Source organism: Patescibacteria group bacterium, assembly GCA_026415775.1.
Classification (GTDB): domain Bacteria; phylum Patescibacteriota; class Minisyncoccia; order UBA6257; family JAAZHW01; genus SKW32.
The window spans coordinates 1-639 of sequence record JAOAGL010000017.1 but is presented as its reverse complement, the minus strand read 5'-3'; the positions used below and the strand labels follow the sequence as shown (position 1 = coordinate 639).

General features: G+C 27.9%; 2 protein-coding genes. One reads left to right on the top strand and one right to left on the bottom strand.

What is annotated here, in order from left to right:
- On the bottom strand, positions 1–384 hold a 384-nt coding region (locus N2692_03140), incomplete at its 3' end, for a hypothetical protein (GenBank protein ID MCX8016260.1).
- Between the two features lie 121 nt (positions 385–505).
- Here N2692_03140 and rpmE point away from each other — a divergent pair.
- Positions 506–639: 50S ribosomal protein L31 (gene rpmE, locus N2692_03135; protein ID MCX8016259.1), on the top strand; the 134-nt coding region annotated here is incomplete at its 3' end.

Here is a 639-nt window from a genome sequence, read left to right as displayed (position 1 = left end):
ATCTACGACAACCCTCCAGATACCTATTTTTCTTACTCTGGAGGGTAAAGGAAGTTCAGTATTTATTTGAATTGGATTAGACATAAATTTTAAAACACTAAATGGATTCTTTAAGTCTACGTTATATTCTTGGAGTAAAGAAATTTTTAACCCCTCTTTTCTAAAACCAGCTATTGAAATACAAATAAATGAAGGAACTCTGGGGTAACCAAATCCTTGGGGATCATTAATGATAATTCGTAGAGGGAGTTTCTCTAAAGTAAGAGGAATTACATTCGGAAACTCTACCTTAACAGGTAGTTCAACAGAAAAAACACAAATAGGGTTTAAAAAGATAATTAACAATAAAAAAATTAATGAAATTCTTTGAAAAATTTTTTTCAAGGTGCACCTCCTTTATTAAAATTATATCAAAAATTATTTTTAATGTCAAATAGAAAAGTTAAAGTTAATAAAAGAAATTTAATTTGATTTTTTAAGGAATTTTTGCTAAAATTAAAAAAATATGAAAAAAGAAATTCATCCAAAATATTATCCAAATGCCGTCATAACTTGCTCCTGTGGAGCAAAGTTTTATGTTGGCTCAACAGTAGAAAAAATGGAGGTTGAAATTTGTTCTCATTGTCATCCTTTTTATAC